A 14360-nucleotide genomic window follows, 5' to 3' on the forward strand; every position below is an offset into this window, starting at 1 on the left:
CACGGTGGTGATCTGCCAGTCGCGTGCTGGCGGCGAGCGTTGGCGGAGGCGCTAGCCGGCGAGCTCGATCCTGGGCCTTCCGTGCGCGTCCAGCGCCCCGATGGCCACTTCGCGATCGCGATCGCGATCGCGATCGCGATCGTGAGCGGTGAGCGGTGAGCGGTGAGCGGTGCGCGCGTCGTCAGGAGGACGGCGTTTCTCGCCGCGGTGTCGCGTGGGCGTTCTCGCGCGCGACGAAGCGAAGGATCGCCTCACGATCGGGGCCGGGTGCGTGCCGCCCGTGGGCCGCCTCGCTCGATCGCGGCTCGGCCGGCGTCGCCGCGGCTGGCGCGGAGCCGGGGAGCGGGAGGACGCCGTCGATGATGAGCTGGCCGGGCTGGCTGTCGCCCTCCCAGGTTCCGTCAGGGTGGCGGATGAAGAGCTCGCCGGCCAGCACGGCGAAGCGGGGAAGGCCGGCCGCCGCGGACTCCGGCGGGCCCGGCAACGGCGAGCCGCTGGCGAAGGGCTCGAAGGGCGGGTCGTGATCGTGGAAGGCGGCCCAGCTGGCCTGTAGCCGGTCGGACGCGGCGCGGATCCGAGCAATGCTGACACCAGCCCGCCGTAGCGCCGCGATCGTGCGGGCCTGCGCCATCTCCGTGGTCCCGGGCCGCAGCAGCCCAGACCTGCGCCAGTACGCGATCTGGCGTTCGGTCGTGAGGCGTGGCCGCCCCGTCCCCGCCAACTGCCGCCCCTGGCCAGCGGCGCCGGGCTTCTCCGCGGACGTCCAGGTGGCGGCGTCGGTGAGCGGCTCGCCGGAGGGTGGGAGCGCAGGCCCGCCCGTCATGGGATGAACTTACGCCCGCGCGGTGACCGGCCAGGCCGGTTCGGCCGCCGGTGCCGCCGGTGCCGCCGGTGCCGGCGGTGCCGGCGGTGCCGGCGGTGTCAGCGCCAGCCGTGCTGGCCCTGGCGCTGGACGGCGGTATTCCGGCGCGCCGGAATACCCCCCCCCAGCGGGGGCCCGCGCAGCCGGGCCGGCACTGTCCACCCAGCCCACCGGGATCGGGACAAGCCGGACGAGGCGCTCTAGCCCGCGCCAGGATGCGCCTTTCCGCGCTGAACGGGGAGCTCCCGATGTTTTCCAACACCGGACCCACTCCGCTGGAAAGCGGCCCCCGATCGCGCGGTGAAGACGACCACGGAGGCAACTAGGCCGCGTTCCATCGACATCACCTCGGCAATCGGCCGCCGCGTCATCGCGTCCGGTGGGAAACCCGTCATTCCAGGGCTGACCGTGACAGAATCCTGGTCGTGCCTCGGGGGGTATTTTTTGATCTTGACGACACGCTCGTCGACCAGCGGTCGGCGGCGACCGCGGCTGTCGTCGAATGGGCCGCGGGCCATGGTGTCACCGATGAGCTGGTCGGTGAGCGATGGGCGAGCATCTCCGAGACCCATTACGCCCGCTACCAGCGCCGGGAGATCACCTTTACCGAACAGCGACGGGCCCGGGTGCGAGAATTTCTGTCGCTCGAGGTGGCGGACGACGAGGCCGACACCATCTTCGCCGGATACCTCGTCCGCTACGAAGCCGGCTGGGCGGCCTTCGACGACGCCGTTCCCGCTCTGCGTCGCGCCCGCGCGGCCGGCCTGACCGTGGCCATCTTCACGAACGGGATCGAGGAACAGCAGCGGCTCAAGCTCACCCGCCTCGGCCTGATCGATGAGATCGATCTCCTCATCACGTCGTCCGTGTTGCCCGCGGGAAAACCTGACCCACGCGCCTTCAGGAGCGCTCTCGACATCCTCGGCGCGACGGCCGATGAAACCCTGATGGTCGGCGACTCGCTGGAAAAGGATATATTCGGCGCCGTCGGGGCCGGTATCAGCGCGGTCCTTGTCGACCGCCACGGCGCCCACCCGACAGCCGACGTCCCAAGAGTCAGCACCCTCCACGACCTCCTGTTCTGACCGCCGTCCCACCGGCGGTCGCGACCGCCGATCCGGTCGCCCGCCGCTGGCCGCGACCCCCAATCCCCGGCCGCCGCTCGCGGTCGGCGCGGTGCCGCGCCCGTAGGGTGGGGCAATGGAGAAGCCCGAAATCGACTTCGTGGATCCGACCCCGCCGGCCGACCTGGTCGTCAAGGATGTCGTCGAGGGTGACGGCGCGCCGGCGGTCGCCGGTCGGAACGTGTCGGTTCACTACGTCGGCGTCGCCCACAGCTCGGGCGAGGAGTTCGACGCCTCGTACAACCGCGGCGAGCCGTTCCGGTTCCGCCTCGGCGCCGGGCAGGTCATCGCCGGCTGGGACCAGGGTGTGCAGGGCATGAAGGTCGGTGGCCGGCGTCAGCTCGTCATTCCGCCGCACCTCGGCTATGGCACCCGTGGCGCCGGCGGCCTCATCAAGCCCAACGAAACCCTGATCTTCGTCGTCGACCTGCTCGGCGTCAGCTGACCTCACCTGCCCGAACCAGCTATCCGTCCGAGCCGTCGCCGCGCCGCGGGCGTCCGTTCGCGCGATATGGGACCTGGGAGTCCCCTCTCGCATGCTCGGCCGCGGTGTCCGTGTCGTCCGCCATGGCGCACGAGACGGACACCGCGGCCCCGCGGGCTGACAGGCCTGGGGAGCCGGGCACCGGAGAACCAGCCGACCGGCGGCTCTCCTCCTCGGGCAGCGACCAGGGCTGGGCGCCCCGTCCGGGCTCGCCGTAGCTCATGCATCCCAGCGCGATGACGGACACTTCCAGTCCGGTCGAGCCAAGCCTGGTGAAACGCATACGGTCGATCCTTCTCTGCGTGGTCCGGGCCCCGCCGGGCGTCACAGGGATCCGGACACCATCCGCGCCCTCGCGGCCGGGTCCGATAGCCCCGCGAGCACACCCGCGCGGTCCGCCTCGGACCGGTTCTGGCTCCACTTGGCCTTCGCCTCGACGGACTCGACGTGCAGTGAGACGCCGACGATGGCGCGCAGCATTCCCTCGACATACCGCTCCGGCGCGTCGGTGACCGCCCAGGGATGCTCCCGGCCGGCCTCATGCCGGTCCGTGAGCCCGGTGACGACCTCGCGCAGCCATTCCGGGTCGTCGTGCACGGTGACCGGACCGCGCAGGTGGACGGCGGAGTAGTTCCACGTTGGCACGACGCGGCCGTGCTCGGCTTTCGCCGAGTACCACGACGGCGACACGTACGCCTCCGGACCCTGGACGACGAGCAGCCCCGCGGCGCCGTCCACCATGCGCCGCCAGTGGTCGTTCGCCCGGGCGAGGTGCGCGACGACCCGGTCGGCCTCCCACAGGACCGGCAGCAGCGTCGCGTCCGCGATCCCGTCCGGCCCCACGGTGATGAGCGTTCCCGACCCGCGCTCCGCGACGAATTCGCGGATCAACGCTTCGTCATCGACATGATTGACCACGGGCACGTACACATCGCCACCCTACGGCGCGCCGCCAGCCGACCCGGTCTCCCTGACAACGCGAGCCTTCCGGACTCCACCGGTCTCCCTGACCTCATCACTCTCCTGGCACCGCCGGTCTCGCCGGCGTCGGCCTCGCCTGACGATCGGGCGTCCACGGCGATCCGTGCAGGCAAGCTGGCTGGCAGGCAGGCGGCAGGCGGCCGGCCCTCCGGCGCCCTCGCGGCGCCCCGGCGGAGTGCGGGTGGCGCGGAACGGTGCTGTGGGGCCTTGCGGGCGGGGTCGGATTCGCGCTGCGCGCGTATGGGTAGCAGCGTCCGATGACGATGATTTCGTCCGCCTCCCCGGCGGGCCCGACCGCGTTCGTGCTCGGCGGCGGCGGGGTGCTCGGCGCCGCCGAGGTCGGCATGCTCGACGCCCTGCTGGAGGCCGGTTGCCGGCCGGATCTGGTCGTCGGGACGTCGGTCGGGGCCATCAACGGCGCCGCGGTCGCCGCCAACCCGACGGCCGAGGCCATCGGGCTGCTGACCGAGTTGTGGTCAGACCTTGGCAGATCCGACGTGTTCGCGGGCGGCCCGGCGAAACAACTGGCGACGGTCGTCCAACACGGCTACCTGCACTCAAGCGTCCCGCTGCGGCGGATGCTGCGCGCGCATCTGGCGGCGACGTTCGAGGAGCTGCCGGTGCGGTTCCAGTGCGTGGCCGCCAGCATCGAGCGCGCGGCGGCGCGCTGGTTCGACCAGGGGCCGCTGGTCGACGCGGTGCTCGCGTCCTGCGCCGTGCCCGCGCTGCTCCCGCCGGTGAAGATCGACGACGAGCACTACGTGGACGGCGGCCTCATCGACAGCACCCCGGTCGGCAGGGCGGTGGCCCTCGGCGCGCGGACGGTCTACGTGCTGCACGTCGGCCGGATCGAGCGGCCGCTGCGCCCCGGCCGCTGGCCGTGGGAGGCGGGGCTGGTCGCCTTCGAGATCGCCCGGCGCCGCGGCTTCGCCGACGCGATGGCGAGCCTGCCCGAGGGGGTGACGGTGCACGTCCTGCCGGTAGGCGACGACAGCGGGGCGCCGCTGCTCGGACTGCGCTACCGGTCCGCATCCGGCGTGCGCCGCCGGATCGAGCAGGCCCGCCGCGCGACCACCGAGTACCTCGAACGGGCCGGAACCGGCGTCCCGACCGGCCACCCATACGGCCCGACCGGCCCGCCTGCCGGGGCCAGCGAGGCCGGCGGAGCCAACAGCGCCGGCGGAGCCAACAGTGCCGGCGGAGCCGACAATGCCGCCGGCATCGCCGAGGCCGCGGGCACTACCGAGGCGTCCGGCATTTCCGAGCCTGCCCGATCCGCCGGTTCGAACAGGTCCGCCGGTTCGAACGGGTCCGGCGGTTCGGGTGGCACCAGGTGAGGGTGCCGCCCCGCGCCGTCCGTCGCCTTCTCATCGACCCGCTGTTCGTCCCGGTCGCGGTCGCGGCGGCGGCTCTCTGCGCCGTGGTGACGGTGCTCGGGCTGGCCGGTGCGCCGATCAATCGGCGGCTGCGGCTGAGCCGGGTCACCGCGCTCGGCGCGACCTACCTCGCCGCCGAGGCCGTCGTGATCGTCGCCGGGTTCGGGCTGTGGCTGGTCCGGCCGCTGCTGCGATCGCGGTGGGAGCGGACCCATCTGGCGCTGCTGCGCTGGATGCTGGGGCTACTCGTGGCGGCGGCCGGGCGGCTGACGCGGTTCCGGCTGACCGTGCGGGAGCCGCCCGCGGGGACGTTCGAGTGTGCCGGGCGCCCCGTGCTGGTGGCCAGCCGGCATGCCGGCGCCGGGGACTCGTTCGCGCTCGTCCACCTGGTGCTCAACCGCTATGGGCGCATCCCGCGGGTCGTCCTGCTGGCCAGCCTCCAGCTCGACCCGGGGATCGACATCCTGCTGGGCCGGCTCGGGGCCTGTTTCCTGCGGGCCGACGGCGCCGACCCGACGGCGGTCGCAGGGGTCAACACGCTCGCGTCCCGGCTGACCGGCCGGGACGCCCTGGTCATCTTCCCGGAGGGCGCGAACTTCACCGCCAGGCGCCGCCGCCGCGTCATCGTCGGCCTGCGCCGCCGGGGGCAGAACAGCCGGGCGCGGGTGGCCGAGGACCTCACCCACGTGCTCCCGCCGCGGCCCGCCGGGGTGCTCGCCGCGCTCGACGCGGGCACCGTCGCCGGGACGGTCGTGGTCGCCCACACGGGCCTGGACCGGCTGACCACCCTGAGCCAGATCTGGCGGGCCCTGCCGCTGGCGGTTCCGATGGAGGTGCGCTGGTGGTGGTTCCCGGCCGACGAGCTGCCCGCGGCGGGCGGGGAGCGCGCGGACTGGCTGACCATGCACTGGGCGGTAGTGGACGCCTGGATCGACGCACACAGCCCGATCAGCCCACGACCGGCTCAGGCCTGACACGCCCGTCCGGACGGGACGGCGGGCCGCGGCCCCATTCCGGGCCATCCGGTTCCGCTGAGAAGTGCATGTCTTCTTCTCGCCGGATTTCTGCCGGACCAGGAGGAGCCGCCGCCCTTATGCGGAGAAGCCGGTGTGGCGCTTACTTCGGCGCTTTCAGCCCGGCTACGGACTCGACTACACCGCGCCGCCGGCTGATCTCCTTCTTGAGCGCGGAGTCGGGTAGCTCTGTGACGTTGATGTCTCCGCTCCGGGGGACCAGAGTGTGGAAACCGAGGTCCTTGCTGTACCTGGTCGAGAAGATGTAGGTACGGCCCGACGACAGCGGCAGGTCGCCCGCGAACACGACCAGCCGCTTCTCCGCCGGGTCGTAGCCACCCTGCTGGTTGACGGTCACCTCGGCGGGAAGGGCTCCCTTGATGTTCTCCAGGACCTTGACCTTGAACTGGACCTCGAGCCCGTCCTCCGTCCTGCTGCCAACTCGCCCGATGACCCGGCCGATGAAGACGTTGTCCGCGAAGACGGTCACCTGCTTCTCGTCGTCGATGTCGAACGCGAAGCTGGCGTGCATCTCGTCGACCTGAAGCTCGCCGTCGCGCTCCCGGTCCCAGACGAGGAAAAAGCCCGCGGCCACGGCCGCACCCGACGCAAAGACAGCAGCCCTGACGATCCACTCTTTTGGTATCACGGTGAGGAGCTCTCCTGGAAACCAGTCGGATGCGTCAGATGAGGCTGTCGGCATGGAGGACGCCAGAAGGCTACACGGCGGCCCGGACGAGGCGCGGCGGCCTTTGCGAACGCGGCCCTGCACACCCAACCTGCGCGACCACCCGCGCGGGCTTAGGCGCCGCGCGCCAGTTGCGTGAGGAGTGAGCTCGGTACCCGACCTGGCAGGACCGACCGTGTCAGGCCAGGGGGAACGACTTGATGAGACTCTCCTTGAGGGCGGGGAGGTCGGCCGGTACCCGGTAGCGCTGCCGCACGTGCGCCGCCGTACCGGCCACGCCCAGCCCGAGCACCTCTCCGGCCGACAGCGTGAAATGCCGAGCCGGGTCGGCGAAAACCGAGTAGTAGTCCCGGAACTTGTACATGCCGCCGATGAACTTGTTGTCGCTCAACCTGATGTGCCCGTTGGGCACGCCCACCGAGTCGGCGACGATCAGGCCGTGGAGGCTGGAGGAGATCAGCGTTTCGCAGGCCGCGATCTCCGCGACCACCCTGCGCGGTTCCCAGGTTGCGTCGATGATGTGCACCCCGTCCTGCGCGCGGAGCCAGTCGAGTTCGGCGATCTCCGCGTCGAGAAAGTGCGGAAGCACCCCGAGGCGGTGTTTCCTGACGGGGCTGGAGGTCAGCAGCGCATCGGCGAGCAAGCCAGGATCTCCGAGGGTGACCGCGTCACGGTTGTCCTTGACACGCTCCCGCGATCGCGAGCCGCGGACGGCGACGACCTCGAAGTCATTGCCGGTGATGTGGTTGTCCTCCTCGCGCATGAAACCGGTGCCCCACAGGATGGGCCGGTTGGCCCGCTTCATGCCCAGCACCAGTTCGACGATCGACCCGGCAGCCACAATCTCGCACCTGTCCGGGGCCGAGGGCTGGCACGGCCGGTCGAAGATCTCCGTGATCAGTAATGGGCTGATCTCGTCACCGAAGTTCTTCTTGTGGGGGTAGCCGGGACTCCACCAGTACATACGAATAGGATTCGTCGCCACGCCGTCATTGTGTCCCGGTCGCCGTTGAGAGTCCAGCACAGGCGGTGACAGCGGGCTCCGAGTGCTTTGTGTCGTAGGAGGCGCACGTCCGGGCGTGTCGACTACAGCCGGCGACCGTCACACAGAGTGGTAAGTGGCCGCGTGGGAAAGCTCCGTCCCCACCAGCCAGACAATCGGTCCAGAAGCTTGAGCGGCTTGACGAGCATAAATGCGCCGGTGCCCTCGGGCCAGTCTCACCCGAGGTATACGCACCGTCCTCGCCTATCACGTGATCTTCCGTGCCGACCGTGCGGCGCTCACCGACGCCAGCAGCACCCGCAGGTCCCGGTCATCGTGCCGCATGACGTGGATCAAGCCGTCGTTCCACCCCGACTCCGACCGGCGCGTCTCCGCCGTCCTCGCCTACCTCCGCCGCGCCGCCAACTAGGCCTGCCGCCGTCGCGGCGCCGTCGGGCTCGTCCACCAGCCCTTCCAGTCGATCCTTCGCGAACGGACCCCGCCACCTCACCACCGTCGCCACCGACACGCCGCTGCCATCCGACGAGCAGGCCGCCCGAGCCATCCTCGCCTCCTGCCTGAGCCGACGGTGACGGCTCGGACAGGTGTCGGGTGCTCAAGGCTGGCGGACCTGCTCAAACCGGCAACCCGGTCCGCCGGTCGACACGTCCCAACCAGCACCAGCCTCGATCACTCGACGTGCCCGTTACGCTACCCTCTGATACGTCTATCGGTTCGTGGCCACCAGGCCGCCCGCGCACAAGGCCACGCTCCACCGGGGCAATTCCGGAGCCACGGCGCGAACGCGACCCTGGGGAGGCCGCCCCAGGCCAGCCGGCCGGTGGGCACCCAAGCCACCACGAAAGGAGCGGTGAGGCGATGCCCAACCTGGACACCGCCAAACCGCCACACATCCTTGATGCCGCCACCAATCGAACGCTACGGAAAACGCAGCTTCAACGTCGGCATACACGCCAGACTCGCCGTAACCGGCTACAGCGAGACCTCCACACGCCAGGCATTCTCAGACGCCGCCACCGCCCTCGCCGGCTAAGCGGAAAGCCAAGTGCCAAACTCGGAGATCTCGTCACGGCCGACACTCTCAGAATCGAAGCCTGCCCGCGCCACCGAAACTATCCCCCCAAGGAACCCCCATGTTGCTGACCGACCGCGCCCGCGCCGTCATCCGCCAACACCCCAAGCTCCGCGGCCGCATCGTCACCGCCAAAGACGTCGCCTACCAGGCACGCCTTGCCGCCATCGCCGCAATCAGCGCACCCATCGTCATCGAAGACGAATTCGGTATCAAAATCCTCATCCCTCCCTACATGCGACGCACCGCCCGCCACCAGCTCCACCGCCCCAGCGACCGCGCCGCCTTCGGCCTCATGGCACAAACCACCAAACCCGGCGACACCGTCCTCGACGTCGGTGCCAACATCGGTGTCTACTCCATCCACGCCGCCCACCTCGTCGGGCCCACCGGCCTCGTCCACGCATTCGAAGCCGTCCCCAGCACCGCCGGCCGGCTCCACGAAACCATCGCCCTCAACCACTGCCACACCCGCATCACCGTTGCCAACGTCGCCGTCTCCGACACCGACGGCGTCGCCACCATGTACACCCATACGAACCCGAAGGACTCCGGCTGGGCATCCCTCGGCACTCACTCCATGTACGACTTCGACGGCACCGAACGCAAACCCGGCCAGGCTGTCGACGTTCCAGCCGTCACCCTCGACAGCTACTGCCAGCATAAGCGGGTCGACACCATCGCGTTCTGCAAGGTCGACGTTGAAGGATTCGAGCGCGCCGTCTTCGCCGGCGCGCGCCAGCTCCTCGCCGACAGCCGCATCGGAATCCTCGCCTTCGAAATCTCCGAGGACCCCCTTGCCGGCAACGGCGACACCCCCCTCGACGTGTTCACCGAACTCGCCGGGCACGCTTACCACATCTACCAGCACGACGAGAAGACCGGAGAACTCGTCGGGCCCGTCGACCCCGGCAGCGAAAGCCGGCGACTCACCAATGGCCCCCTCCATCCCTACGTCGCCAACTATTTCGCCACCCGGCGTCCCAAGCTACTCACGACCGTGATCCCTTAAACCCCACATACGATGACCAGCCTCCACGACATTCGCTGGTGTCGACCGCCTTCATCGCTGGGTCCGCTCCAGTGCGTCGCGCACCAGGTCGGCCGTCGACTGGACAACCGCCGGCAACCGCGCCCGAGCCGCGGTTCGGCGGGCGCCAAATAGTCCAGCATCTCGGCGGGGCACCTCACAGCCGGCGAGGATCCGTTCGAGATGCCATCCGCCAGTCAGCACACTGGCCTCGGTGCAGATGGCCGCCGCGCGGAGTTCCGCCGTGACGATGGTTAGGTAGGATGCGCCGATGGCTCGAACGGGGCGAAAAATTGGGTGCGCGCGACCGCCCGGCTCTGTATGAATGGTGCTCCTGCCGCCTGGGATGAAGGGATCAGCCGCTGATGAGTTCTCGGCTGCGCGCGGCCGCCACCGAGACCGTTGGCATCGTCAGGGCCGGCTGGTATCTGGCGCCGGACGGCCGGCGTGTGGAGGTCGGCGAGCTGGTGCGCCGGGCCGTCGCGGAAACCACGATGTACGGGTCGGAGCCACTCGGGGTCGACGTGCCCGCGGCGGCGCCGGCCGGCCCGGTCGCGATCGAGGTGACCGGCGAGAGCAGCCTGGCCGCGGCGCGGCGGCTGTGGGGGCAGGTGCCGGAGCCGGTCGCGGTCCTGAACTTCGCGTCGGCCCGCCGGCCTGGCGGTGGTTTCCTGGGCGGCGCGAAGGCACAGGAGGAGGACCTGTGCCGGTGCTCCGCGCTGCACGCCTGCCTGACAGCCGTCCCGGAGTTCTACGAGGCGCACCGTGCTCGACGGACCGCCCTTTACAGCGACCGCGTGATTCACGCGCCGGCCGTGCCGGTGTTCCGCGACGACAGCCTCCAGCTGCTGGCCGAGCCGGTCCTGGTCGGTTTCCTGACGGCCGCCGCCCCGAACGCGGGAGTGATCGTCGCCAATGAGCCGGACGAGGCGCACCTGATTCCGCTGGCGCTGCGGGCGCGCAGCCGGCAGGTGCTGGCCGTCGCCGTGCGTCACGGCTACCGCCGCCTTGTTCTCGGTGCCTGGGGCTGCGGCGTGTTCCGCAACGACCCGGCCGTGGTCGCGGCGGCCTTCCGCGAACACCTGGCCCCCGGCAGCGAGTTCGCCGACCGTTTCGCCCACGTGGTCTTCGCCGTCCTCGACCGCGACCCGTCCTCACCCACCCGCCGCGCCTTCGCCGAGACGTTCGCGTAGTCCCGTCCAGCCGAGAATCGGCCTCGCGCGCTGCCCACAACTCGGAGCAGACCTTCCGGCCACGGCGCAGGCTCAGCGGGTCAGAGCACCCGTCGATAGGCGAAAGCACGAGCTTCAAGTCCTTGGACGGCCATCCAGCCCGAGTTGTGCTGGCGGATCGGATCCGCGTCAGGCGGGTACGTCGGCTCCGGTGGCCATGCCGGGTCCGGGTAGGACGTCGATGGTGTCGGCGTGCATGGGTTGGTCGCAGTGCCCGCAGCGTAGGTCGGCGGGGGCGATGTGGCCGCAGGGCCGGTGGCGGTAGAGGACGGGTGGGCCGGCTGGCCCGGCCAGCCAGCGGTCGCCGAATCGGGCCATGGCGATGAGGACGTCGCACAGGTCGACGCCCTGATCGGTGAGGACGTACTCGTAGCGCGGGGGGCGGGCCGAGTATTCGCGGCGGGCGAGCACGCCCCGTTCGACGAGCCATTTCAGGCGCTCGGTGAGGACTTTGCGGGAGATGCCGAGGTCGGCCTGGATCTGGTCGAAGCGGCGGATCCCGACCATCACGTCGCGCAGGATCAGCGGCGACCAGGGCTCGCCGATCAGATCTAGCGTCCGCGCGATCGAGCAGACCATGTCACCGAACTGGGTGCGTTGCACGTCGCCAGGGTACCCGGGCAGGTTCCCTAAGGGAACTTAAGTTGGTATCGTCCGTCCCCTAAGGGAACCGACCGAAGGGACGCCGCCGATGAGCCCGGCCACCACAGACACCGCCCCAGTACCGGCGACTCTGCTCCGGCAGGGCGACCCGGCCCTGCTCGACACCGCGACCGCCCGACGCCTGCTGGCCTCGACGATCCCGGCGCGATTCGCCTACGTCGCCGTGGACGGGACGCCCCGGGTGGTGCCGACCTGGTTCCACTGGACCGGTCACGAACTGGTGATGGCCACCTACGTCGCCGGACCCCGTATCGGCATTCGGCATCCCGCCAACCGGCTGGCGGCGCTGCGGCGCCGGCCCGAGGCCGCCGTAACCATCGACACCGATGGCTTCCCGCCCGAGTCGCTCAGCCTGCGCGGGCCGGTGGAGATCATCGAGGTGTCCGGCCTGGCGCCGGAATACGCCGCGGCCGCTCGCCGCTACCTCGGACCGGAGGCCGCCGCCGGCATGCTCGCTCAGGTGGAGGCGCCGGGCACGGTCCAGGCCCGCATCGCGCTGCGGCCCACCTGGGTCGGCCTTCTTGACTTCGCCGGCCGCAAGCCCAGCGCGCAGGGCGGCGTCGATCCGGAGGCGTAGCCAGCGCCGCCCCGCCAACGTTCGCCCGCCAGCACGCGACTGGTAGATCACCACCGTGTCGCCGTAGTCAGGAGCACGTTCCAGATCGCCAGTGCCTCACGGGCGAGGGCACCCGATGAGTTTCATCGTCCGTCGCGGTCCATCCAGTAGTGCCGATCGACCGGGAGGGCCTTGTGGTGGGACAACCTGTGGTGCACTTCGAGATCATCGGGCGGGATCCGGCGAAGCTCCGCCGCTACTACGGCGAGTTGTTCGGATGGGAGTTCACCATCGACGACGCGGCCACCGATGCGGTCTCCCAGCCGGGGAACTACGGGTTCGTGGACGGGGGCGGTAGCGGCGGGATCAACGGTGGCGTCGGCGGCGGTGAGAACTACGAGGGACGCGTCCTGTTCTATGTGGGGGTTGCCAATGTCGAGGCCGCCCTACAGAAGGCTGAGAGCCTTGGTGGGACGCGTCGGATGGGTCCCGAGGGGACGCCGGGGAGGCTGGTGGTCGGACAGTTCACCGATCCCGAGGGCCATCTGATCGGCGTCGCTGGAACGGAGTAGACCGACGGTCTGACCAGCGTTCTTGCGCCCCTTGAACCTTCGCTTCACCTCGTTCAGGCCGCGGATCGCCGTGCCCGCGCCGGCCCGGACGACCTTCCGCTGACCCTGGGTCTGCTGATGATCCCGGCGCGATCGCGGTCGCCGACCACTGCCCATGCCGTGACAACGTGGACAGGCGCCAAGGATCGCAGCCGAGGGCGCTGATCTGACCGGAACGCCCAGTCAGCGAGCGAGCGAGGTTGGTCACTCCGACGCTGAGACGAGGGTGCCCGGTGGAGATCCTGTCACTTGAGCGTCGCGCGCTATGGGTACCTCCCGGAGTTCGGTTTGGAGTCGATCGTGCGAGACCTGCGGGTGCACCAGTTCCCCAGAGGCACCGACGAGATCAGGCCGGTGGTCGTGTCCTGTGCCCTGCCGGCGGAGGCTCGATGACCGCCGCCGCGTCCGGGGGTGCCGACGAGGTGATCCGCCGGGTCGAGGGCCCTGTCGGCTGGCTTACCCTCAACCGGCCGAAGGCGATTAACGCGCTGACCCACACCATGGTGCTGGCGATGACGGAGGCGCTTGACGACTGGGCCGCCGACGACTCGATCACCTGCGTCGTCGTCGACGGCGCCGGCGAGCGCGGGCTGTGCGCCGGTGGCGATGTTCGGGCGTTCTACCACGATGCCCGGTCCGGCGGGACCGGATCCGTCGACTTCTGGGCCGACGAGTACCGGCTGAACTCGTTCATCGCCCGCTATCCGAAGCCCTACGTCGCGCTGATGGACGGCCTGGTAATGGGCGGCGGCGTCGGGATCTCCGCCCACGGCTCGGTCCGCGTCGTCACCGAGCGCTCCAGGATCGCCATGCCGGAGACCGGCATCGGCTTCGTACCCGACGTGGGCGGCACCTGGCTGCTTTCCCGGATGCCTGGCCAGACGGGAACCCACGCCGCACTCACCGCCGGCACCCTTTCCGCCGCGGACGCGATCACCGCCGGCCTCGCCGACCAACTGGTCCCCACCGAGCAGCTGCCGGAGCTGGTCGACCGCCTGGTCGCCGGGACAGCCCCGGCGGACGCCGTCGCCTTGCTGGCCGTCCCCGCGGGCGAGGGACGCCTCGCCGCCGCGCGCGGCTGGATCGACTCCTGCTACGCGGCGGGCACCGTTGAGGAGATCCTCCAGCGGCTGCGCGCGCACGGCGACCCGTCGGCCGCCGTGGCGGCGGACGAGATCGCGGCGAAGTCGCCGACGGCGCTGACGGTCACCCTCGCCGCACTGCGCCGGGCGGTGGGGCTCGCAGACCTGGACACAGCGCTCGTCCAGGAGTTCCGGGTCTCGGTCGCCTGCCTGCGCCATCACGACCTGGCCGAGGGGATCCGGGCGCAGATCATCGACAAGGACCGCTTCCCGCGGTGGTCGCCGAGCGCACTGGCCGACGTCGACGACGCCCTCGTCGCGGAGTTCTTCGCCGCCCCCTCGGGCGGTGACCTCGACCTCGACCGACGTCTCGTCCGGGCAGGCCGGACGGTCGCCCGATGACCGCGCCACTATCCGCGGGTGGGGACCGGGTGGGTATCCCGCTTTCTTGCCGCCGGACGCCTGAAGGAGCTGTCTTCCACGGCGGACGGATGCGGAGGGACGTGCGAAGGGAAGTCGTCTGACGATGGCGCGCTGCAGCTCAGCTGCAGCGCGAGCCCGGCGCGGCGCGAGGGCGTGAGGG

General features: G+C 70.6%; 15 protein-coding genes and 1 pseudogene. 10 read left to right on the forward strand and 6 right to left on the reverse strand.

From position 1 onward, the window contains the following. Positions 1–181: 181 nt before the first annotated feature. Complete coding sequence (locus tag QOZ89_RS10890) at positions 182–823, reverse strand: MerR family transcriptional regulator (protein ID WP_071053136.1); 642 nt, start codon at positions 821–823, stop codon at positions 182–184. Between the two features lie 464 nt (positions 824–1287). Here QOZ89_RS10890 and QOZ89_RS10895 point away from each other — a divergent pair, with 464 nt between their 5' ends. Both QOZ89_RS10895 and QOZ89_RS10900 read left to right on the forward strand, forming a co-directional pair. Continuing rightward, complete coding sequence (locus QOZ89_RS10895; RefSeq protein WP_071053137.1) at positions 1288–1947, forward strand: HAD family hydrolase; 660 nt, start codon at positions 1288–1290, stop codon at positions 1945–1947. A 115-nt stretch (positions 1948–2062) separates the two neighbouring features. Beyond that, positions 2063–2431 carry an FKBP-type peptidyl-prolyl cis-trans isomerase gene (locus QOZ89_RS10900; RefSeq protein WP_071053138.1) on the forward strand — a complete coding sequence of 123 codons (369 nt, stop codon included), beginning with the start codon at positions 2063–2065 and terminating at the stop codon, positions 2429–2431. 19 nt (positions 2432–2450) lie between these two features. Here the strand turns inward: QOZ89_RS10900 and QOZ89_RS48245 are convergent, their stop codons facing one another. Both QOZ89_RS48245 and QOZ89_RS10910 read right to left on the reverse strand, forming a co-directional pair. Beyond that, positions 2451–2753, reverse strand: coding sequence for a hypothetical protein (locus tag QOZ89_RS48245; RefSeq protein ID WP_071053139.1), 303 nt, complete (start codon positions 2751–2753; stop codon positions 2451–2453). A 41-nt stretch (positions 2754–2794) separates the two neighbouring features. Further along, the gene (locus tag QOZ89_RS10910) at positions 2795–3400 is read right to left on the reverse strand and encodes an FMN-binding negative transcriptional regulator (protein WP_071053140.1); all 606 of its coding nucleotides are present in this window, start codon (positions 3398–3400) and stop codon (positions 2795–2797) included. Positions 3401–3708: 308 nt separating this feature from the next. On the opposite strand from QOZ89_RS10910, the pseudogene QOZ89_RS10915 reads away from it, so the two are divergent. Both QOZ89_RS10915 and QOZ89_RS10920 read left to right on the forward strand, forming a co-directional pair. Next, positions 3709–4540, forward strand: a pseudogene (locus tag QOZ89_RS10915) (patatin-like phospholipase family protein); the annotation flags it as partial. Positions 4541–4784: 244 nt separating this feature from the next. Beyond that, positions 4785–5801 (forward strand): 1-acyl-sn-glycerol-3-phosphate acyltransferase, encoded by a 1017-nt coding sequence (locus QOZ89_RS10920; protein ID WP_071053141.1) that lies wholly within the window; start codon positions 4785–4787, stop codon positions 5799–5801. A gap of 142 nt (positions 5802–5943) precedes the next feature. Here QOZ89_RS10920 and QOZ89_RS10925 read toward each other — a convergent pair whose 3' ends face one another. Beyond that, positions 5944–6435: a hypothetical protein gene (locus tag QOZ89_RS10925; RefSeq protein ID WP_071053142.1), complete on the reverse strand. Its 492-nt coding sequence runs from the start codon at positions 6433–6435 to the stop codon at positions 5944–5946. Between the two features lie 271 nt (positions 6436–6706). Further along, complete coding sequence (locus QOZ89_RS10930) at positions 6707–7513, reverse strand: polysaccharide pyruvyl transferase family protein (RefSeq protein ID WP_131804181.1); 807 nt, start codon at positions 7511–7513, stop codon at positions 6707–6709. Between the two features lie 208 nt (positions 7514–7721). Between QOZ89_RS10930 and QOZ89_RS10935 the strand changes: the two genes are divergently transcribed. The 3 genes from QOZ89_RS10935 (at position 7722) to QOZ89_RS10945 (ending at position 10826) form a co-directional block, all read left to right on the forward strand. Continuing rightward, positions 7722–7940 (forward strand): hypothetical protein, encoded by a 219-nt coding sequence (locus QOZ89_RS10935; protein WP_131804182.1) that lies wholly within the window; start codon positions 7722–7724, stop codon positions 7938–7940. Between the two features lie 724 nt (positions 7941–8664). Continuing rightward, positions 8665–9615: an FkbM family methyltransferase gene (locus QOZ89_RS10940; protein WP_312623671.1), complete on the forward strand. Its 951-nt coding sequence runs from the start codon at positions 8665–8667 to the stop codon at positions 9613–9615. A 383-nt stretch (positions 9616–9998) separates the two neighbouring features. Then, positions 9999–10826, forward strand: a complete 828-nt coding sequence (locus QOZ89_RS10945; protein ID WP_071048640.1) for a TIGR02452 family protein — start codon at positions 9999–10001, stop codon at positions 10824–10826. Positions 10827–10994: 168 nt separating this feature from the next. On the opposite strand, the gene QOZ89_RS10950 is transcribed toward QOZ89_RS10945, so the two are convergent. After that, the gene (locus tag QOZ89_RS10950; RefSeq protein WP_071048639.1) at positions 10995–11468 is read right to left on the reverse strand and encodes a winged helix-turn-helix transcriptional regulator; all 474 of its coding nucleotides are present in this window, start codon (positions 11466–11468) and stop codon (positions 10995–10997) included. Positions 11469–11556: 88 nt separating this feature from the next. Between QOZ89_RS10950 and QOZ89_RS10955 the strand changes: the two genes are divergently transcribed. From QOZ89_RS10955 to QOZ89_RS10965, 3 genes are all read left to right on the forward strand, one after another. Continuing rightward, on the forward strand, positions 11557–12105 hold the full coding sequence (locus QOZ89_RS10955; protein ID WP_071048638.1) for a pyridoxamine 5'-phosphate oxidase family protein: 549 nt from the start codon (positions 11557–11559) through the stop codon (positions 12103–12105). Positions 12106–12293: 188 nt separating this feature from the next. Then, positions 12294–12656: a VOC family protein gene (locus QOZ89_RS10960; RefSeq protein WP_241841690.1), complete on the forward strand. Its 363-nt coding sequence runs from the start codon at positions 12294–12296 to the stop codon at positions 12654–12656. A gap of 428 nt (positions 12657–13084) precedes the next feature. After that, on the forward strand, positions 13085–14179 hold the full coding sequence (locus QOZ89_RS10965) for an enoyl-CoA hydratase/isomerase family protein (protein ID WP_071048637.1): 1095 nt from the start codon (positions 13085–13087) through the stop codon (positions 14177–14179). The last annotated feature ends 181 nt before the right edge of the window (positions 14180–14360 follow it).

The organism is Pseudofrankia coriaricola, assembly GCF_032027725.1.
In the GTDB taxonomy this organism is placed as follows: Bacteria; Actinomycetota; Actinomycetes; order Frankiales; family Frankiaceae; genus Pseudofrankia.

What these genes read in the sequence shown, in the direction of transcription:
- QOZ89_RS10940 (WP_312623671.1), top strand. Translation starts at nt 8,665, where the DNA reads ATGTTGCTGACCGACCGCGCCCGCGCCGTCATCCGCCAACACCCCAAG.
- QOZ89_RS10890 (WP_071053136.1), bottom strand. Translation starts at nt 823, where the DNA reads ATGACGGGCGGGCCTGCGCTCCCACCCTCCGGCGAGCCGCTCACCGAC.
- QOZ89_RS10965 (WP_071048637.1), top strand. Translation starts at nt 13,085, where the DNA reads ATGACCGCCGCCGCGTCCGGGGGTGCCGACGAGGTGATCCGCCGGGTC.
- QOZ89_RS10945 (WP_071048640.1), top strand. Translation starts at nt 9,999, where the DNA reads ATGAGTTCTCGGCTGCGCGCGGCCGCCACCGAGACCGTTGGCATCGTC.
- QOZ89_RS10900 (WP_071053138.1), top strand. Translation starts at nt 2,063, where the DNA reads ATGGAGAAGCCCGAAATCGACTTCGTGGATCCGACCCCGCCGGCCGAC.
- QOZ89_RS10935 (WP_131804182.1), top strand. Translation starts at nt 7,722, where the DNA reads ATGCGCCGGTGCCCTCGGGCCAGTCTCACCCGAGGTATACGCACCGTC.
- QOZ89_RS48245 (WP_071053139.1), bottom strand. Translation starts at nt 2,753, where the DNA reads ATGCGTTTCACCAGGCTTGGCTCGACCGGACTGGAAGTGTCCGTCATC.
- QOZ89_RS10955 (WP_071048638.1), top strand. Translation starts at nt 11,557, where the DNA reads ATGAGCCCGGCCACCACAGACACCGCCCCAGTACCGGCGACTCTGCTC.